The sequence below is a fragment of the Lacticaseibacillus saniviri JCM 17471 = DSM 24301 genome, assembly GCF_001311785.1.
GTDB classification, from domain to species: domain Bacteria; phylum Bacillota; class Bacilli; order Lactobacillales; family Lactobacillaceae; genus Lacticaseibacillus; species Lacticaseibacillus saniviri.
This window is the reverse complement of record NZ_BBBX01000021.1, coordinates 1-19,731: the sequence shown is the minus strand read 5'-3', so window position 1 is coordinate 19,731 and position 19,731 is coordinate 1. Positions and strand designations below refer to the sequence as shown.

14 protein-coding genes and 6 pseudogenes are annotated in these 19,731 nt (G+C 48.3%); 14 read left to right on the top strand and 6 right to left on the bottom strand.

The genetic code is table 11. The features are described 5' to 3' along the window. Positions 1–255 precede the first annotated feature (255 nt). Positions 256–1,161 carry a UTP--glucose-1-phosphate uridylyltransferase GalU gene (galU, locus tag JCM17471_RS10645; protein WP_054777909.1) on the top strand — a complete coding sequence of 302 codons (906 nt, stop codon included), beginning with the start codon at positions 256–258 and terminating at the stop codon, positions 1,159–1,161. Between the two features lie 297 nt (positions 1,162–1,458). On the opposite strand, the gene JCM17471_RS10640 is transcribed toward galU, so the two are convergent. Then, a complete protein-coding gene (locus JCM17471_RS10640; RefSeq protein ID WP_054777872.1) occupies positions 1,459–1,665 on the bottom strand; it encodes a hypothetical protein in 207 nt (68 codons plus the stop codon). A gap of 106 nt (positions 1,666–1,771) precedes the next feature. Here JCM17471_RS10640 and JCM17471_RS10635 point away from each other — a divergent pair. From JCM17471_RS10635 to JCM17471_RS10610, 6 genes and pseudogenes are all read left to right on the top strand, one after another. Next, positions 1,772–2,334, top strand: a pseudogene (locus JCM17471_RS10635) (restriction endonuclease). A 516-nt stretch (positions 2,335–2,850) separates the two neighbouring features. Then, positions 2,851–4,020: pseudogene (locus tag JCM17471_RS10630) on the top strand (acetyl-CoA C-acyltransferase). After that, positions 4,013–5,267, top strand: a pseudogene (locus JCM17471_RS16635) (hydroxymethylglutaryl-CoA reductase, degradative). The pseudogenes JCM17471_RS10630 and JCM17471_RS16635 overlap by 8 nt, the downstream one beginning before the upstream one ends. A gap of 5 nt (positions 5,268–5,272) precedes the next feature. Next, positions 5,273–6,442 (top strand): hydroxymethylglutaryl-CoA synthase, encoded by a 1,170-nt coding sequence (locus JCM17471_RS10620; protein WP_054777871.1) that lies wholly within the window; start codon positions 5,273–5,275, stop codon positions 6,440–6,442. A 285-nt stretch (positions 6,443–6,727) separates the two neighbouring features. Beyond that, positions 6,728–8,466: pseudogene (gene spxB / locus JCM17471_RS10615) on the top strand (pyruvate oxidase). A 198-nt stretch (positions 8,467–8,664) separates the two neighbouring features. Continuing rightward, positions 8,665–9,783 carry an SLAP domain-containing protein gene (locus JCM17471_RS10610; RefSeq protein ID WP_054777870.1) on the top strand — a complete coding sequence of 373 codons (1,119 nt, stop codon included), beginning with the start codon at positions 8,665–8,667 and terminating at the stop codon, positions 9,781–9,783. Positions 9,784–9,858: 75 nt separating this feature from the next. On the opposite strand, the gene JCM17471_RS10605 is transcribed toward JCM17471_RS10610, so the two are convergent. Both JCM17471_RS10605 and JCM17471_RS10600 read right to left on the bottom strand, forming a co-directional pair. Beyond that, positions 9,859–10,656: a 3D domain-containing protein gene (locus tag JCM17471_RS10605; RefSeq protein ID WP_054777869.1), complete on the bottom strand. Its 798-nt coding sequence runs from the start codon at positions 10,654–10,656 to the stop codon at positions 9,859–9,861. 162 nt (positions 10,657–10,818) lie between these two features. Continuing rightward, positions 10,819–11,298, bottom strand: coding sequence for a nucleoside 2-deoxyribosyltransferase (locus JCM17471_RS10600; protein ID WP_054777868.1), 480 nt, complete (start codon positions 11,296–11,298; stop codon positions 10,819–10,821). Positions 11,299–11,589: 291 nt separating this feature from the next. Between JCM17471_RS10600 and JCM17471_RS10595 the strand changes: the two are divergent. Continuing rightward, a pseudogene (locus tag JCM17471_RS10595) lies at positions 11,590–12,485 on the top strand (ABC transporter ATP-binding protein). Then, a pseudogene (locus JCM17471_RS10590) lies at positions 12,478–13,718 on the top strand (ABC transporter permease). Before JCM17471_RS10595 ends, JCM17471_RS10590 begins: the two co-directional pseudogenes overlap by 8 nt. A 63-nt stretch (positions 13,719–13,781) precedes the next feature. Here JCM17471_RS10590 and rlmD read toward each other — a convergent pair. Then, positions 13,782–15,188: a 23S rRNA (uracil(1939)-C(5))-methyltransferase RlmD gene (gene rlmD, locus JCM17471_RS10585; protein WP_054777867.1), complete on the bottom strand. Its 1,407-nt coding sequence runs from the start codon at positions 15,186–15,188 to the stop codon at positions 13,782–13,784. Between the two features lie 29 nt (positions 15,189–15,217). Here rlmD and JCM17471_RS10580 point away from each other — a divergent pair, with 29 nt between their 5' ends. Next, positions 15,218–15,466 (top strand): hypothetical protein, encoded by a 249-nt coding sequence (locus tag JCM17471_RS10580; protein WP_054777866.1) that lies wholly within the window; start codon positions 15,218–15,220, stop codon positions 15,464–15,466. A gap of 31 nt (positions 15,467–15,497) precedes the next feature. Beyond that, entirely contained in the window at positions 15,498–15,782 is a 285-nt protein-coding gene (locus JCM17471_RS10575; RefSeq protein ID WP_054777865.1) for a hypothetical protein, read from the top strand. 329 nt (positions 15,783–16,111) lie between these two features. Here the strand turns inward: JCM17471_RS10575 and JCM17471_RS10570 are convergent, their stop codons facing one another. After that, positions 16,112–16,720, bottom strand: coding sequence for a hypothetical protein (locus JCM17471_RS10570; RefSeq protein WP_054777864.1), 609 nt, complete (start codon positions 16,718–16,720; stop codon positions 16,112–16,114). A 220-nt stretch (positions 16,721–16,940) separates the two neighbouring features. Further along, positions 16,941–17,633 (bottom strand): helix-turn-helix domain-containing protein, encoded by a 693-nt coding sequence (locus JCM17471_RS10565; RefSeq protein ID WP_054777863.1) that lies wholly within the window; start codon positions 17,631–17,633, stop codon positions 16,941–16,943. A 64-nt stretch (positions 17,634–17,697) separates the two neighbouring features. On the opposite strand from JCM17471_RS10565, the gene recX reads away from it, so the two are divergent. The 3 genes from recX (at position 17,698) to JCM17471_RS10550 (ending at position 19,688) form a co-directional block, all read left to right on the top strand. Continuing rightward, entirely contained in the window at positions 17,698–18,489 is a 792-nt protein-coding gene (gene recX / locus JCM17471_RS10560) for a recombination regulator RecX (protein WP_054777862.1), read from the top strand. A 66-nt stretch (positions 18,490–18,555) separates the two neighbouring features. Beyond that, the gene (ntdP, locus tag JCM17471_RS10555) at positions 18,556–19,092 is read left to right on the top strand and encodes a nucleoside tri-diphosphate phosphatase (RefSeq protein ID WP_054777861.1); all 537 of its coding nucleotides are present in this window, start codon (positions 18,556–18,558) and stop codon (positions 19,090–19,092) included. 131 nt (positions 19,093–19,223) lie between these two features. Next, a complete protein-coding gene (locus JCM17471_RS10550) occupies positions 19,224–19,688 on the top strand; it encodes a hypothetical protein (RefSeq protein WP_054777860.1) in 465 nt (154 codons plus the stop codon). Positions 19,689–19,731 lie beyond the last annotated feature (43 nt).

Genomic DNA, 19,731 nt, shown 5'->3' with positions numbered 1-19,731 from the left:
TTGCTGCCATGTCTTACCCGCGTATATTAAACCAGCATGATTCCAAGCCCAGCAATAATTCCGATGAGGTACGTCCAGATGTGTTTCAACGCGACATCTCCTTTTGTGACAACATTGTTAATTTCAGTATAGACCAGTTTTGAGGTGAGGTAAAAATCATAAGTTTAAGAACAATTTAACTACAAAAACCGCTTCAATCTAGTATGCTTATGATAGTTAAAGAATCAAACTATGGTCGTGAAAGGATTAGATGAAATGAAAGTTCGTAAAGCAGTGATTCCTGCCGCAGGGCTTGGAACACGTTTCCTCCCAGCTACTAAAGCGCTCGCCAAAGAAATGTTACCGATTGTTGATAAGCCTACCATTCAGTTTATCGTGGAAGAAGCTAAGGCATCCGGGATTGAAGACATTCTGATCGTTGAAGGGAAGCAAAAGCGTTCGATTGAAGATCATTTCGATTCTGCCCCCGAATTGGAACAAAACCTGGCAAGTAAGAACAAAACTGAGCTTTTGGATTTGGTCCACTCGACGACTGATATCGGTGTGAACTTATTCTTCGTTCGCCAGCCTTATCCTAAGGGCTTAGGTGATGCCGTTCGGTTGGCAAAGTCCTTTATCGCGGATGAACCTTTCGTGGTCATGCTTGGCGATGATTTGATGTCCGACAAGATTCCACTGACGCAACAATTGATCAATGAATATGAACGTACCCATGCTTCTATCTTGGCCGTTAAGAAGGTGGCACATGAAGATGTTTCTGCATATGGCGTGATTGATCCTGAACGGGAAGTCCATCCTGGATTGTTCAACGTGCGCAAGTTTGTTGAGAAGCCTGCCGTTGAGGAAGCACCCAGTGATTTGGCCATTATCGGGCGTTACTTATTGACGCCAGAAATCTTTGATATCCTTGAAAATCAAAAGCCTGGTAAGGGCAATGAAATTCAGTTAACCGACGCTATCGATGAGTTGAACCGGACGCAAAGGGTTTTTGCGCATGAATTCAAGGGTGATCGCTATGACGTCGGGAACAAATTCGGCTATGTGAAGACCAACATCGAGTACGGCTTGACGCATCCTGAAGTGAAGGATGAATTGCGCCAATACGTCTTAGATTTGGCTGAACAGCTGAAAAAAGAAACACCTAAAAAGAAATCAAATTAGGGTTTAAAGAGACCCTGCTGTGAGAGTGAGGATTAACAAGGATTGATGATAAGGCCCGAAATTAGGCGTTTAAATCAATCCATTAACGTGTTTGAACTCGCAACAACTTGCGCCCAGCTTGGTTCGTTATTGGCATAAAACGCCAATAAAACGAACCTATGCTGTTGCTCAGTTGCTGGGCGCGAGTTCGCACACGTCTCTGTTAACCGGAATTCTCAACTTTTTGGAACGCGATTAGTCTAGTTTTTTCGGAAATTGAAATAGGGGTTGCGACAAATATAGTTTTGTCGCAACCCCTTATTTTTGGCTCATTGAGTACCAAGTGGTGGATAATTCCGTCGCATCTTCAATTACTTTTTTCACCAATACACTGATTAAGAGCAACACAATCAGGATTGCGCTCACGCAGATCACTGCGGCTTTCGCCCATCCGGGGACGGCAATACGACTGATAATCAGGGTCAACCCGAGCAACAAGATAATGAGTAACAAAACTTCAAACAAAGAATCACGCCTTTCAAATTTTTATTAAGCTAACGGCGATAACTAGCTAACAGAACTGATGTTTGGTAAGCTTGGGATAATTCAAATTAGTTAGGATGAGTCTCACATGCGCCGTTTGGGGAAACGATTATATCGACTTTTTGTATTTGGCTTTATCGCCGCTTTGGCCTACAGTCTGTGGCTCCGGCAATATGCGCCAGGATTATGGCGGCAAAAGCTTGACCCGATGAGTTTTGGGTTGATTGTGGCCTTTGTGCTCTTCAGTGCTGCACAACTCTATTTTCATCATTTTCGCTATCGAGATGTCAAATTGGAACAGATCGATAGCATGGACGGCGAGGCATTCGAGCATTTTGTGGTTACCTGCTCAAACGCAATGGCTACAAGCATATCGAGGTCACACAGTATTCAGGCGATCAAGGCATTGATATCATTGCGCAAAAGAAGGGTCAGAAGTTTGGTATTCAGTGCAAGCGATATTCTGGCTTTGTTGGCAATAAGGCTGTTCAGGAGGTCTGGGCAGGCAAAGAATTCTATAAGCTCGATCAAGCCATTGTTCTGACCAACAGCGAGTTTTCGGATTCGGCTCAGGAACTGGCTGAACAACTGGGTGTCACATTGATCGATCGCAATGGGTTGCGGCGATTGATGCGTCGGTTGCCGGGTTAATTCAAGAATAATTGCTGGTGCTTGCGCGTAAAGCCAAAGATGGGTTGAATGCCAGCAGGTGTTTCAATGTAGACATAACGCTGCCAGAGGTCCTTTTGCCGCAGCAGTAGTTGAAACTCCCAGAGGTGTAAGGGATTCTTCGCCGTTGTGCCAATAAAATCAATTGTTCCTGTTCCACCTCAGTGCGCAATTCAAATTGCGTAAGGTTATATTGTTGCGCCGCGTCCCGACAGTGGATCGTGGCGTTTTTGGTTGGTCCTGCAGTAGGGCGAGCAAGTCAATAACGCGCATCATAACCTCCTGAATAATGAAAATAGCCGTGCGATTCTGAAAATCTCGTTAAGATTACTATAAGTGAATTGTTTAACAGTTACCAGCTACAGTAAATGGTAGGCGACACAAAAAATTGTGTAGCTTTGAATAAACGTTCTTTTATAGTTTGATAACAATTCGGTCGCGTTGTTTGCGGTTTGCGATTGTGTTATTTTATAGATAATTATTAACTGGGGGTAACTCATGACAGAAGTTGTTATTGTAAGTGCCGTGCGCACGCCGATTGGTAAGCTGGGTGGCAGCCTCGCATCACTGAACGCGGTGGCGCTCGGGACGATTGCGAGTCAAGCAGCGATTGAACAGGCTGGCATTGATCCTGCTCGGATTCAACAGGCTATTTTTGGCAATGTCTTGCAGGCGAATTCAGGCCAGAATGTGGCGCGGCAAATTGGCCTAAAGAGTGGTTTGGCCCAAAGCAGTACAGCGATGACCATCAATGAGGTCTGTGGCTCAGGACTAAAGGCCGTGCGTTTGGGCCAGAGTGCCATTCTTTGGGTGAAGCGGATGCGGTATTGGTCGGCGGCACAGAGAGCATGAGCCAAACACCGTTCTACGCACCAAACATGCGCTTTGGTCACTTGTATGGCGATACGACATTCGTCGATGGCGTGGCTAAGGACGGTTTGACTGACAGCTTCAATCACCAACCGATGGGGATCACAGGCGAGAACGTGGCGGAGCGCTTCAATGTGACCCGCGAGCAACAGGATGACTTCGCGTTAGCGTCACACCAAAAGCGGCGGCAGCACAAGCAGCTCATGCGTTTGATGCAGAAATCGTGCCTGTCACCATTAAGACCAAGCGTGGTGAACAAGTGGTGGCCACTGATGAAGCGGTGCGTCCCGATACGAGTTTAGAAAAATTAGCCAAGTTGCGGCCTGCCTTTATGGCAGATGGCACAGTGACTGCCGGCAACGCGAGTGGTATTAATGATGGGGCTGCAGCGCTGGTCTTGATGAATAAGGCGGTGGCCGACCGTGAAGGTATCCACTACTTAGCAGTCATCGATGATTATTTGAAATTGGGATTGATCCCGACATCATGGGCTATGCACCCAAGTTAGCGGTCGAGGGCTTAGTGGCCAAAACGGGTACCGCGCTGGACCAAATCGATCAATTTGAAATTAACGAGGCCTTTGCTTCACAGAGTGTCGCAGTGCAACGCGATTTGAATATTCCAGCAGCCAAACTCAATCGGCAGGGTGGCGCGATTGCCTTAGGTCATCCGCTCGGTGCTTCCGGTGCTCGTTTGCTGACCACCTTGGTTCACCAATTGAACGGCGACCAACGGGGTATCGCAAGCCTCTGCGTGGGTGGTGGCATCGGTGTGGCGATGCAGGTGCACCATGCCTAAGTTTTATGAACTCACACCGCAGGAACGATTAGCAGTGCTGGTGGACGCCGGTCAGCTCGACCAAGCCGATGCCGACGCGTATGCCACTCAAGCGGCACTCCCCGAGGCAGTGGCAGAACATCTGATTGAGAATCAAATCGGGCAATTCAGTTTGCCACTGGGCGTGTTGCGCGATTTGCCAGTGAACGATGCACTGTATCAGGTTCCAATGGTCACGGAAGAGCCTTCCGTCATTGCCGCCGCCAACAATGCGCCCGCATCGCGCGGTTGAACGGGGGCATCACAGTGACCACGATGCCGCATCGAGTGACCGGTGAAGTCGTGTTCGATGGGTTGGCAGACCTAGCGGGTGCCAAGGCAATGATTTTGGCGCGTGAGCCGGAATTATTTGCGGTTGCCGAACAGGCGCATCCTTCCATTGTGCGCCGTGGTGGTGGCTTGAAAACAATTGAGGTGGTCATCATCGCCGATCGCTGGTTGAAATTACAATTGGCTGTCGATCCACAAGCGGCGATGGGGGCTAATATCGTCAACACCATCGCGAGGCAATCGGGCATCACGTTGGCCAGTGGCTCAACCAGATGCCCCTAGTCGCGATTTTGGCTAATCACAGTACCGCGTTGACAACCGCTACGGTTCAACTGGACCCAGCGACCTTGGCCACGGCGCATCAAAGTGGTGAGATGGTCGCGGAACGCATTGCGGCGATTAGTGCGTTAGCGGAAGTCGATATCGATCGCACCGTCACGCATAATAAGGGCATTATGAACGGTATGACGGCTGCTGTCCTCGCGAGCGGTAATGACACCCGCGCGGTCGAGGCAGCTGTTCACGCGCACGCCAGCCACACTGGTCGGTATCTGCCGCTCGCGACTTGGCAGTTACGTGATCATCAGTTGGTCGGCACAATCAGCTTGCCGCTGCCAGTCGGCATAGTGGGCGGCGCGATGAATGCCTTGCCACTGGTGCAGGTCAATCAGCGATTAGCGCACATCACCAGTGTTGAAACGCTGCAAGCACTGATTGCTAGCGTGGGGCTGGTTCAGAATCTGGCCGCCTTACGTGCATTAGTGGGCCCTGGGATTCAGGCCGGTCACATGGCACTACAAGCGTCAGCACTCGCCATGGCGGCGGGAGCAACCGGTGCAGAGATCAAATTGCTCACGGATGCGCTGCAATCGCAAGATAAAACATTAGCTAATGCCAAACAACTGTTAAACGAGCTTCGAGACCAACACAAAGGATGAGTAAAATGACAATCGGAATTGATCAATTGGGTTTTTACACCCCAAATTATTACGTGGATTTAGTGGATTTGGCACAGGCTCGAGGGGTTGATCCAGACAAGTTCACTATCGGGATTGGCCAAGACAAACAGGCCGTCCCACCTTCCAGTCAGGATGTTGTGACCATGGGCGCTAGTGCTGCCAATGAGTTCTTAACACCGGATATGAAACAGGATATTGGCTTGATTGTGCTAGGTACCGAGACGGGAATCGATGCCAGCAAGGCGGGAAGCCTGTACATCCAACAATTATTGAATCTGAATCCATGGAGTCGGGCCATTGAAATCAAGGAAGCCTGCTATGGCGCAACTGCTGGACTGATGTTGGCCAAGGATTACATCGCCACTCACCCGGGTAAAACAGCGCTCGTCATCGCCTCTGATATCGCACGCTACGGCCTCGAAACCGGTGGTGAAGTAACGCAGGGTGCCGGTGCTATCGCGATGCTTGTCACTGAAAATCCGCGGATTATGGCGCTGGGTGATGTCTCCAGTTATTATTCCGAACAAGTGATGGATTTTTGGCGGCCAGTGTATACCGATGAAGCCATCGCGTTGGGCAAGTACTCGACCGAACAATACATCCGTTTCTTTGAATTAACCTGGGCGGATTATCAAAAGCAAACGGGTAAGCAACTCGCTGACTTTGCGGCGATGACCTTCCATCTGCCATACACTAAGATGGGTTTGAAGGCTTTGCGCACCGCTCTGCCGGAAGCGGATGCCGTTAAACAGGCGGATCTGCTGGCCAAGTACGAAGAGAGTATTCAATACAGTCGCCAGGTCGGCAATATCTACACGGGTTCCTTATACTTGGGGCTGTTATCCTTGCTCGAAAAGAACACCAACCTTCAAGCGGGGGATGAGATTGGCCTGTTCTCGTATGGGTCCGGCGCGGTCGGTGAGTTCTTCACGGCAACATTAGTCGATGGCTTCCGCAGCCAATTGCACGCTGAACAGCATCAAGCAACGCTCGATGCGCGGACGCAACTGAGTGTGCCCGATTACGAGTTGGTGTTTAAGGACAAGGTGCCATACGCAGCTGATAACTATCAGGCGGATCCCGCACGCTTTGCTGGCGATTTTGTGCTCAGCGGGGTGACTGATCAACAACGGCAGTATCAAGTGAATGAGTAATAAAAAAGAATCGGCGCGAGCTGGTTCTTTTTTTCGTCTGTACAAACGGGTCGTAGCGCCAGATTAGTGTCCTGGCTTGTTATCTTATTGAGTTGGCGCGACGGATTGTTTGACATTACTTTCGTTAACCTTCTAATATGGTGGTGTCCGATAAAAATAATAGTGTGATGCGTGTGTATCCGCTTTATATTTTTACCAGAAACACTTGCATTTCGTTCTCATTGGGCTATACTAGCTCTTGTAGAAACTTATTAAAAGTAAGTAAATTATTGGAGGCTTGTTATCATGGTTGAAAAGATTAATGCTTCAGATGCAATGATCAAAGTTCTTGAAGATTGGGGCATTCACAATATTTACGGTTTACCTGGTGGTTCTTTTGATTCCACAATGAATGCACTTTACAATCGTCGGGGCACAATGAATTACGTTCAAGTGCGTCACGAAGAAGTCGGTGCTTTGGCCGCTGCTGGTGAAGCAAAAATCACAGGTAAGATTGCTGCAACATTCGGTTCTGCCGGCCCTGGTGCTGTGCACTTACTGAATGGTCTGTACGATGCCCAATATGATCATGTACCTGTTCTCGCCTTAGTTGGGCAAGTGCCAACTGCCGCAATGAACACAAACTACTTCCAAGAAATGAACGAAAATCCAATGTTTGCGGATGTTTCTGTTTATAACCGGACTGTCATGACCGCTGAACAAATGCCACACGTGGTCGATGAAGCGATTCGTGAAGCCTACAAGTATAGTGGTGTTGCCGTTGTAACAATTCCAAAGGACTTAGGTTGGACAGAAATTGACGACAACTATGTGTCTTCCGCAAAGCTTTATCAAGCACCAATCATGCCAGAACCAGATCTCGATCGGGTTGATGAAGCCATTGAAATTCTGAAGAATGCTAAGCACCCATTGATCTATGTTGGGCAAGGGGCTAAGGGTGCCGGCGAAGACATCATTGCCTTCTCTGAAAAGTTACACGTCCCTATTTTGACAACCGCTTTGGCTAAGGGCATTATTCCTGATGACTACAAGGCAAACATGGGCTCTGCAGGTCGTGTTGCCTCTAAGCCAGGTGTCGAAATTGCTCGTGCCGCTGATGCGATCTTGTTCTTGGGTTCTGACTTCCCATTCCAACCATACTTCATCACACCAGATGCTAAGTATATTCAAGTTGATATCGACTCCAGCAAGTTGGGTCGTCGTCATCATGTTGATGTTGCCATTTGGCCGATGCTAAGAAGACAATTGAAGCCATCACAGAACGTGCCGCTGCTATGCCTGAAACACCTTGGTATAAGGCAGCACTCGCAAACAAGCAAAACTGGGTTGACTGGATGACAAGCTTTGAAGACGATGCAGAAACTCCATTACGTGTGGAACCTGTCTTCAAGCAAATCAACGATATGGCCACCAACGATGCGATCTTCCAAGTCGATGTTGGTAATGTCACCATCAACGGGATGCGCTACTTGCAAACTAACCAGCAACAACGCTTCACGACCTCTGGCTGGTATGCAACCATGGGTTATGCGCTGCCAGCTGCCATTGGTGCACAAGCAGAATTCCCAGATCGCCAAGTTTGGTCCATTTCTGGTGACGGTGGTTTCGCCATGGTTATGCAAGATATCTTGACTCAAGTGAAGTACCACATGCCTATCATTAACGTGGTCTTAACCAACGAAAGCTTAGGTTTCATTGAAGCTGAACAAGACGATACTAAGCAACCACACTCAGGGGTTGACCTGATTGATGCCGATTATGGTGCTGCTGCAACTGCATTGGGTGCTGAAGGGTACACGGTTCATACACTCGATGAATTGAAGGATGCCTTCGCCAAGGCTGCTAACCGCAAGGGCCCAGTTGTGATTGACGTGAAGATTTCTGACTTACGTCCAATCCCAGTTGAACAACTCGTGCTTGATCCTAAGACACAAGACCCTGCAGCTGTTGCAGAATTTGTGAAGAAGTATCACGCAGAAAGCTTGATCCCATTGCGTCAATTACTTGAAGATGCTGGTGAATAAGCGTCATCAATAAACCAAAAAGTCGCTGACCTATCCAATAAGGGTGTCAGCGACTTTTTTGATGGTCACATTTCTTATTCATGAAATTATATGAATAAATGATAACGTTCATGAAAATTGCCTAAAGGTTACGGGAATCTCATTGCTTTTGCAATCCCCTGACCTTATAATGAGTTGAATTTGAAGGGGGACACATCGATGAAGAAATTTCCAATTGTTTTAGCCAGCGCAGCAATGCTTGGTGTTGGCTTCGCGCCATTCACCGCGCCAGCTAAGCCAGTTGCTGCGGCCACAATGCAAGTGAGCCAAGCGAGCGGCACAGTGACAATTAAGTATTTGAAGGGTTACGGGATTGCGGTTTGGGATAGCTATCAACCCACACGCAAAGTGATTGCAAATAAGAACTTGAAAACAGGGACGAGCTGGAAGTATTTCGGCAAGGCCGTTGTTGATGGCAAGACCTGGCTTGAAGTTGGCACCAGCCAATGGATTCAAGCTGATTACACCGATCTCAACTCAGACAAGGTTGTTAATACCCCGGGTAAGATCAAGATTAATTACGTGCCAAACTATAGTGTTGCGGTTTGGGATGGTTACCAAGCCGGTCGTAAGCCAATCAAGGGTTACACAATCGGTCATGGTTACACCATTAATTACTTTACCAAGGTAACCACCGCTGCCGGTGAAGTCTGGTACCGCATCGGACCTGATCAATGGATTCAGGGTAGCTATGCGCTTGATGTCACTAATGGCAATGCAGCCAAGCCAAGCACACCAACAACTAAACCTAACACCCCTGTGCTCAAGCCAAGTACGCCGAGCCAACCAACGCTTACCGAAACCAAGCTTGATGGTATCGTCACTATCAATTACGTGAAGGGTTATGGCGTGGCACTGTGGGATTCCTATGATGCCAGCACCCAAAAGCCCGTTGGTAATCGTAAGTTGATGCATGGCACCTCATGGCGTGTCGTCGGCCAAGTGACAACAGCGGATGGCCATGTTTGGTATCACTTGGGTGGTAAGCAATGGATTGATGGCAAATATGCGACATTGATGACGCCAACAACCAAATTAACGGAAAAGCAAATCGATGCATGGGTCTTGCAGCATGCCAAGATTGATTTCCCAGGCGTTCCTGTGTATGGTTTCCAAGTGACCACTGACGGCAAGGGGAACTCCGTTGTTCGCTTGAGCCAAGAAACAAGTGGTCGCTCAATCGGGCTAGGAACCTATCGCGTGACAGCCAATCAAACCCTGCAACGCTTAACGACAAGCAATACTTGGAAAACCGTAGCAACCGGTTATTTGAAGTAATTAAAGCGAATTGAAGACAAATAAAAAGGCGTTGTGCCAAAACCGTCATTGGTTTTGGCACAACGCCTTTTTTGATTACTTGATGACCCGAACAGAAATTGTCTGACGGCCAAATTGTAAAGCTTGTGAATTAGGCATTGCGATATCGAGTTGATTAGGGTTGGCATAAGCAAAGCCACCGGTATCACGAACGACATAAGTCTTTGTTGTCCCATTAGCAAATGTAATGGCAAGCTTTGTCCCACGAGGGAACACGCTCAAGTTAGCAGCAACTGTATCGTAACCAAAAGTATAGTTACCGAGAATACGAGGATCATAAGCAGTTGCCGTCATTGTCCGAGCAGGCGCTTGCGCAACGGGTACTGTGCTTGATAAGTAAGCCGCTTGAACCCATTGATTAGTGCCAATGTTTGCCCATTTCTTACCATTGGTGGTGACGTAACCGTTCACCTTCCAGCTTGTCCCATGTTTCAGGGTTTGGCCGGTTGTTGCCATGGTGTAAGGGGAGCGATAAACAGCGATACCATAATTTTCTTTGTAGTTAACGTACTTGACTTCAACGCCATTGCTGGTGAAGTCCTTCATGTAAGCCGCTTGGACCCATTGGTTCGTCCCAACACTGGCCCATTGAACACCGTTGACGGTCTTGTAAGAATAAATCTTCCAGTTGGTCCCATGCTTCAAGGTTTGGCTTGTTGCGGCGCCAGCAGGTTGCTTGTAGACCGCGATACCGTAGTTTGGTACATAGCTGACAGTTTTTGTCGCGATGGCTGTTGCGGCGTGAACAGTTTGATTAGCGGTTGTTGTCTGGCTCACTGTGAATCCCAAGCTTGCTGTAGCAACAAGGGTTAATAAGATTGATTTTAATTTCATCATGACACTCCTGTTTTTAAGTCATTGCGTTTTTAACTTCCGACAACCATCATAAGCCGAAACCGATGGTGAAAGCGCATTTACAGTAGAAGTGTCATTGTGATGTAACCAAATCGTTAATCTGTCATCAAACTGTAACAATAATCGTTCGCGACAATCATGTTACGCCTGGATATAATTGGCAATCGCTTCGAGCAAGTCTTCGGTGTTGTTGACAATGGTGCCGTTCAGCTTGATGAGTCCTGTGGTGTAGAGGTTGAGATAATGAAATTGATTCTCGGCAATTTCTTGCAGCGCGGCGAGTTTCTTCTCGTGAGTGGCGCCTTGTTGCCGACTGTCTGTGTACAGGCCAATGATCGGTAGGTGGTTGGCATAAGCGACCCCAATTTCACTGGCAACCCCACTATCGATTGTGACGCCGTCAAGAACAGCGAGCATCAAATCAGCACTGAGCAGTTCAGCGGTGTCGGCCTGTGCAATCATCTGTGAGTCCGCATACGCATTCTTATCATTGATGGCCGCATTTTCTTGAGGCAGATAAACGGTCACTTCTGGGAACATCTCCCGAATCTTGGCGGTTAATTGTTGATTGAACTGGTAATCGGCCTGGCTGAACAGTCCGTTAGCAAAATAAATCTTCATCGTGCACCTCCTGAATGTGTCTGGCTTCATCTTACTTTGAAGCAAAGCTGGCGTCACCTGAAAACGTTCAATGCGCATTGACAGCCACAAATGGAGCGGTTACATTTAATGCATTCCACTAAGCTTGAGTGTCAGGAGGCAAATAGATGACCAGAAAGATCGCGATCTGGTTCGGATTGGTGCCACGCAACAGATTTATTTTAAGGCAGATGAACTGATCCAAATGTGAATTAGTTTTCAGTCCTTTCTCGACTCAGGTATACTCAAAAGAGAACGATTGGAGGAGACGAAATGCTTGAAGTGAAAGATTTGACGAAGACATTCGGTGCCATGACCGCTGTCAGTCACGAGAATTTCACCGTCAAACCAGGTGAAATCATGGGCTTAATCGGTCAAAATGGGGCGGGCAAGACCACCACATTCCGAATGATCCTTAATTTTTAACTCCCGATTCGGGCGAAATTCTGTGGGATGGGAAGCCACTCACCCACCAAGACTATGACATCATTGGATATTTGCCTGAAGAACGCGGGCTGTATCCCAAGATGCGAGTTGAGGACCAAATTGTTTATTTTGCTCGCTTGCGGGGCATGAAGGCGGCCGATGTTCGGGCCCAGATTGATCCTTGGTTCGAGCGGTTCCAAGTGAAAGGTAAGCGTACGGATAAGGTGAAGGACTTGAGTAAGGGGAACCAGCAAAAGGTGCAATTGATTGCGACGCTGATTCATATGCCCAAGCTAGTGATTCTGGATGAACCCTTCTCAGGGCTTGATCCAGTGAATGCCAGCTTACTCCAAGATGGCATTCAAATGCTGCGTGATAATGGTGCCGCGATTATCTATTCCAGTCACGATATGGCCAATGTCGAGGCAATTTCCGATCATCTGGTGATGTTGCGGACTGGGGAAATGGTGCTCAATGGCACGGTGGATGCGATTCGGCAGTCTTTTGGCCGCACGAAGCTGTTCATCGAGTCACCGCTGACTGAAGCTGATTTCAAACAATTCGATGGGGTGCAGAAGGTTGTCCGTCATGGGCAAAGCTTTGAATTGACCTTGGCCGATGAGGCGGTGGGACATCGCATTTTTGATGCTGCAACACAGTCCGGCTATATTCCTGAATTCAGTCAGCAGCCACCAACGTTGGATGAGATTTTCAGAATGAAAGTGGGTGAAGTCCATGCGTAAATTCTGGGTTGTCTTCAGCCAAGTCTTCTTTAAGAACTTGAAAAGCGGGTCGTGGATTTTTCTTGTTCTGTCACCATTGATTGTGTTGTTAATTGGTGGCGGTATTTTCTACTACGTCGCTCAGACCACTGAACCCGCTAAGGTTGCGGTGGTCAGCGAGCAACCACTGGCACCACTCCTCGCTCAGCAAGACAAGGAGACCAAGTACAAAACGTATTCGGCGCAAGCGGCACAAAAGGCGCTAGCTGATGAGAAGGTCGATGGCGTGTTGACCGTGTCGTTAACACCGACATTCAAGGCGAGTTATAAGAATCGCGAGAATTCACAGACTGTTTCGGACACGACGCTCAATCAGAGCTTGTCGAGGCTGAAAACCCAGCAAGCCGCAGCGGCGTTGAAACTGACGCCGACACAGCTCAGCGCGCTGCTCACACCGGCTAAGGTGACGACCAAAACGGTGGCCTTCGTGGATGGCAAACAGGTAGCCAAGTCCAACTCGGCCGGTGACATCAATCGCGGCTTTGCCTTTGCGGTCACCTTCCTGATGATCATGGTGACCATGACCTATGGTTCCATGTTGGCCTCAGAGATTGCGACCGAGAAGGGTTCCCGGATTATGGAAATCCTGCTCTCATCTGTCAGTGCCACAACCCAATTTTTTGGCAAAATTGCGGGTGTCTTTGCCCTCTTATTGGTGCAAATCGCGGTCTATGCGGTCACCGGTGCCATCGCCTGGCAGTGGGCCAAAAACCAGAGCTTCATTCAGCAATATCTGCACGGGGTTGATCTGTCGTTCCTCTGGAATGCACCGGGCTTAATCACGGTTGCCTTCTTCCTGATTGGCACGCTGTTGTATGCGGTTTTGGCAGCGATGGCGGGGTCGTTAGTCTCCAATCTGGAACAGGTGCAACAGGCCGTCATGCCAATCTCGCTGTTTGGGATGCTCGGTTACTTCGGAGCATTGATTGCCCAACAAATGACGCGATCGTGGTCAAAGTGGCGAGCTATGTGCCATTTATCAGTGCGTCTGTGATGCCAGTCCGACTGACACTGGGTCGCGCTGGTGCGGCGGAGGCCTTGATCAGCTTAGCGGTTTCGATTATCTTCTTGATTGCCTTTACCTGGTTATCCGTTGCGATTTATCGCAGTAATGTCTTGGTTTATTCGGATGCGGGGGTCTTGAAATCAATGCGCAAATCATGGCAGATCTGGCGCTCAGAACAAGGCAAATAAACTGGATACACAAAAAAGTGCAGGTGACCCAATCCGGGACACCTGCACTTATTTTGTGTTGCATTAGATACGCGTAAATTTGACGACCGCTTCACAGCGTGCCGTTTGTGGGAACATATCAATCGATTGAATGTAATCGACGTGATAGACTTGGCTCAATTTGGTTAAATCACGCGCCAATGTTGATGGGTTACATGAAATATAAACAAACTTCTTAGGCTTGATCGTCAACAGCGTGTCGATAAACTTACTGTCGAGACCTGCACGCGGCGGATCAACAATCACAGCATCGGGTTTAAAGCCTTCTTTGACCCATTGCGGCATGATGACTTCGGCGGGACCGACTTCATAGTGTGTGTTGTTGACGCCATTTTGTTTGGCGTTTTGTTTGGCGTCTTCAATCGCTTCAGGAATGATATCCATCCCGCGCACTTCCTTAGCGGTGTGGGCGAGACTGATCCCAATTGTCCCGATCCCGGAGTAGGCATCGACTAGGGTTTCATCTTTACTCAAGTCCAGCGCATCGATGGCCAATTGATAGAGCTTCTCGGTCATTTGTGGATTCAACTGTAAGAAGGCTTGGGGTGACAGCCGGAAGTCGCGGCCCAATAAATTCTCGGTGATGTAAGGCTGACCAGCAAGGAGATGGCTTTCAAGACCCCAAATCAATGGTGTCTTACCGGGATTGATGTTTTGCATCACGGTGACAACCATTGGCAGTTCACTCGCAATCGCCATCAGTAACTCGGACCGATGTGGCAGATCCTTGGTGTTGGTAATCAAAGTGAGTTGCACTTCGCCGGTGCTAAATGATTCGCGCACCACCATGGTTTTGATACTGCCGGAATTGGTCTTTTCACTATAGATCGGCATGTGGAGCCGTTCGAGAATGGCACAGAGCTTATTGATGACCGACATGGTGAGTGGCCGTTGGGTCGCAAAGCTGCTGAGTGGAATCAGGTGATGGCTGTTTGGGGCATAGAGACCGGCCTTGACATGACCGTCAATCATCCGCACCTGGAATTGTGCCTTATTGCGGTAATGCATGGGATTGCTCATGCCGATTGTTGGCCGCAATTGATAGTGTTGCCAGCCCTCTGGTTTGAATTTGGCGAGTGATTGTGAGACCACATCGCGCTTGAAACTGAGTTGGGCGGGATAGGCGAGTGCGCCTAATTCAATGCCGCCGACTTTGCCGTATTCGGGATCGATTGGCTTGATCCGCGACTTGGATGCTACCTTAACACGGTGCACCTTGGCTTCTAAATAGCGTTCGTGAACAGCTGTGACTTCAGCGACCACGACTTCTTGTGGGAATGCCCCGGTGACAAAGGTGATTTTGCGCTTATAGTAGCCGATACCGGCGCCGTTAATATCTAATCGCTTGATGGTGAGTGGGAAGCGTTGCCCAATTTTTACTTCTGAGTCCAAAAAACTCTCCTTTTTGATTTCTTTCTGACGATGTCCCATTGTATAATGGAAAGCGGAGGAAATATACTGTGAAAATTATTTATGAGAATCCAACGAGTCAACGATTGAAGGCCAAAGTCTGGCACAACGGTACCGAACATGAGCTCAAGGTTGGTGACGTCTTAGAATTACCCGTCACAAAAGGTGATGCGGTGACCTATCAGGTTGGCAGATTCAGTGCTAAGCATACGTTATCTTATCAATCTCCGCAAGCAACCTTCGCGATTGCACCGAACAAACGTTGCAGACCATTTATTTTGCTGCAGTGTTCGTCCTGATCATGGCGCTATTTTTGTTAAGAAACCCGATGTGGTTGTTGTGACCGTCGGCGTGATTGTCGGCTTGACCGGCTATGAAGCCTTACTTTATTTGTCGGCTATCGCGCGCGGCCACGTCACTGAGGTGAGTCGCTTGATGAAATTAATTCAAACGAATTGGTTCATGTATTGGTTGCTGGCTATCCTGATTCTCGGCATCATTGCCTATGTCATGGATGCGGCCGTGCTGTTAATGATCTTGCTCGGCTTAGCAGTTATTTTGATTGTGTTAAAAATTGTGGCCAACGTGAAATCTGGTCGGATACATAAACCATAGAAACAGAAGTTGTGATAAAAGACGCTTTGAGTGGAAGGATAAACAAGGTTGATGCTAAAGCCCGAACTTAGGCTTTGAATCAATCCTTAACGTGTTTGAACTCACAACAACTTACGCCCAGCTTGGTTCGTTATTGGCACAAATCGCCAATTAAACGAACCTATGCTGGTGCTCAGTTGCTAAGCGCGAGTTCGCACACTTCTTTGTTAACCGGAAGTCTCAGTCTTTTGGAACACGATTAATCTATTTTGTTCAGGAATTGAAATAGGGGGGGTGTGACAAAACTACGTTTTGTCACACCCCCCTTGTTAGTTAATTGGTTTAGTTGTCTATCCCTTGGCGGTGGCATCTAACTCACGAGCATTGTGGATGCGCTTGAGTGCCATGTAGAGATTGAAGAAATCGTTGTCTGTGGATTCCGGGCTCCAGTAGATAACTTCGGTGTCATCGGGCAACGAAGTACCGGTGAGCTTGAGAAGGTCTGAGATATTGCCGAATGAACTCACAATCACATCGGGATTGTGCCCAGGCTCCGTGACAAAAGTGATAAAGCTGACATCGCGCAAGAAGATGAAAAGATCACGGGCCAAGAAGGTTTCCGTCTCCATCGCCACTTGAACCACTAATTTCTGGCTGGGATCGAGCTCAGCCAGGCTAGTCGATACAATCAGATAGAGTTCCGAAGCAAATTTGGGGAGGTACTCGCTGAAAGTCACATCATTATCCTGAAAGGTTTGAATGAAGTCGGCGATTAGCGCCTGAATCTCGGCACTGGTACGCTGAGAGGGCAAGGTGTCCACAAAATCGAGCCGATTGCTGACGGCACCCTCAAGGGCGTAGTAACTGAAGGCAGAGCGTAAAATATTGGTGTGCAGCACGCGATTGCGCACCAGATCTTCGGCTTTTTCCTGACGAAAGGCTAACAGCAATTGATTCATCAAGCCGTCCGCGAACCGCTTGATTGGGGTATCATGGGTATTGAACTGATCGAGAAAGTGATGATCTTCTTCGGTTAGTTCTTCGCCAGGATTAAACAGCCGGGAGCGGCTGAAGTAGTAGAAATTGCGCTCCGCCGTTAATGTGGTCGAAGATAACTGTGGAAAGTTATCGGCGGTAAAAATTAAATCAGGATCTCAGGATTGCCTTGAATCATGGGCGTCATCCGTGCCGATGGACTGAGCACTTTGTTCTGCCGAATCCGAAGCAACTGCACCCCGAGAATGAGCAGATCGATTTTTGGATGGCAACGCGTTTGCCGATTAAAAAGGGGCCGGTGCACGCGTTGATTTCTTTGAATGCTGCCGTAACAGTATCCACGTTTAGCGTGCGCAGCGGCCAGCCATTGCCACGATAAGCAATTTGGAAGAAGGTCAAAATGGCAAACCGGACGTGGCGCTCTTCACCATCGAGGAGCCATGTGGCCATATTAAAATCGACTTGCACAGTTTTTAAGTATTGGCGGTAAGGGTCGATACGTCGGCGTAAGGTGGACAGACTAATTTGATTGACATCACAAAAGGCGTCGACATCGATGCTGCCGGCCTGAAAGAGTTGATCAAAGAAGCGAAAGGCAATCGTTTGTTGAAGCAAATAGAACCGATACTGATTATCGGTGATGCCTTCAGCGAGTGGAAAGAAGTCCTTTTCAGTGAATTCATCGGACTTGATCTGGGCAATCACATCAAGATCACTCATAATGTCATTGAAGGCATTATAGGTTTGTTGATACGACATACCCATGTACTTGCTGAGCTTATTGATGGTGAAGTCCGCACCTTGCATTGCCTTTAATGATTTGTATAAGCGATAATTGATGGTGGCGCGTTTATCAAAAAAGTAAGCTTCAAACATACACGTTCCCTCCAATTTCAACAACAGTATACCATAGACACAAATGACATCGCAGGAGGATTTTATGCCAGTCATTACAAAAATTACGACACAAAAACGACAAGGTCGCTACAATGTTTTCTTGGATGGCCAATACGCCTTCCCAGTTAGTGAATCGACGCTGATAGAATTTCAGTTGATGAAGGGCCAAGAGCTCAGTGATGAAGAAGTTGCTGCCATCAAGGCAGGTGAGGTGACCGCCATGGCCAATACCACGGCGCTCAACTATCTGAGTTATCAACCGCGCAGTGTGCATGAGGTTGTGACGCATCTGCGGGAGGCCGATTTGCCCGAAGAGGCCATTCAAACGGCGATTCAGCGACTCAAGGATCTGAATTATCTGGACGATGCGCAATTTGCCCGTTTATACGTGAACGACCGGCGCCACATCGGTGATAAGGGGCCACGGGTCATCGCCCAGAAGTTACGCGAGAAGGGCGTATCGGCCAATACGATCGAAGATGCGCTGGCCGAGGTGCCCGACGCTGAGTGGCTCGAATTAGGGCATAGTGTGGCAATCAAGCTACAGCGACACAATCGCCAACGGTCGCATCAAGAAAGTCTTAACCGCATTCGTCAGGGACTCGCGCAAAAAGGCTTTAACGCGGATTATAGCAGTGCCATCATGGCCCAATTGGACTGGGATGACGAAGAAGATAACGAAATGGCACTGTTAAAACAGCAGGCAGAAAAGCAGTGGCGGCTCAAGCGCCGGTACACGGGTAATGAGCGCAAGCAAAAGGTGAAACAAGCACTCTATCGCAAGGGGTTTGCGCTCGATCAGATCGATGCCGTCTTGAATGAGCTGGAAGAATGATTTGGGCATCTGTACGGTCTCTGCTATAATCGGATGGGAAAAGATTATCTGAAAGCTGGTTAAATAATGCAGATTCCAAGAGAAGGCGATTACGTTGCCATCCAGAGTTATAAACACGATGGTAGTCTGCACCGCACTTGGCGAGACACCATGGTTTTAAAGACCAGTGAGGAAGCCGTGATTGGTTGTAACGACCACACACTGGTAACCGAATCTGACGGCAGGCGGTGGTTGACCCGCGAGCCTGCGATTGTCTATTTTCACCGGTACTATTGGTTCAACGTGATCGGCATGATTCGTGAGGGCGGCGTTTCTTATTATTGTAACTTGGCGTCACCATTCTCATTGGATCAAGAGGCCCTGAAATACATCGACTATGACCTGGATGTTAAGGTCTTTCCTGATGGCGAAAAGCGCTTATTGGATGTCGATGAATACGAGGCCCATCGTCGCAAGTGGCAATATCCGGCGACAACAGACAAAATTTTAAAGGCCAATGTGCGTGTCTTGGTTGATTGGATCAACCATGGCAAGGGGCCATTCTCACAGGCTTATATCGATTTGTGGTACAACCGCTATCAACAGTTATCACATCGGGTCTAGGCGTGAGCTGAGACTGTAAACGCGAGTACCGAGTTTACAGTCTCTTCTTTTTGACAGTGATGAATTTGAAAGAGGAGGTCAATGATGACTTTACTGACACAACCTAAACGCGTTTTGCGGGCCAGGTCTACATGATTGAAAATAGTGACGAGCAGGGCAGCTTTTACCAAGCTTGGCAAGAATTTACGGATGCGGGTTATTTTGATCAATTAGATGCACTGGCTGAGACGCCTAATCGGACCGCCATGTTGGTGTTCTCACCTTATGGCACCTTCCAATACTGGATCGGCAGTGTGCTCCCTGAAGACGCTGACGCCCCAGAAGGATTGCAACGCTTGATTCTGCCCGAAGGAACGGCCGGGATTGTGACGCAACCAACCAACGGCTTTGCACCCCAGATTCCCGTTGAAATGGCGTTTAACAAGGGGCTTGAAGTGATTGAAAAAGCCGGTTTCCCATTACCGAGTCATATCGGGCAAACCGACAATCCCTACTTCCTCGAAAGCTACCTGTTAACGGACGGCGAAATCAGTGATGTGCGTTACACGCTATACATCAATCCGGATCAAATGGATGGGTATGACGAGTTCGAATAGATACAAAAAGAGCGTCAGTGTTGGCACCCAATCGGGCGGGACT